Below are 261 nucleotides of genomic sequence, written 5' to 3'. Positions count from 1 at the left end.
AAGTAAAATTAGCTTTGATTAAAGAATTTAAGACAAATTATCCGCAACTAGAAATCATTTCTTTAGATCTTAACACTCAATCAAGTTTGCCTGCTGATTTTAATCAATACATTTTTTTAAAACTAGGTAATCATAATTTTGATAGAGCAGATGGTTTTGTAAAGGCTGAATTTAAAACTCCAGAGCAGTTTAAAAAAAATATATTTTTTAAGTATTTTTTAAAGGCAAAATTAGAAGTTTTACAAACCACGCGTCCTATTG

Annotated in this window: 1 pseudogene; it reads left to right on the top strand. The window is 26.4% G+C overall.

The window, feature by feature from the left end:
• A pseudogene (locus PF021_RS08560) lies at positions 1-261 on the top strand (flagellar basal body P-ring formation chaperone FlgA); the annotation flags it as partial.

Source organism: Helicobacter ibis, assembly GCF_027859255.1.
In the GTDB taxonomy this organism is placed as follows: domain Bacteria; phylum Campylobacterota; class Campylobacteria; order Campylobacterales; family Helicobacteraceae; genus Helicobacter_D; species Helicobacter_D ibis.
This window is presented reverse-complemented; position numbering and strand designations above follow the sequence as displayed.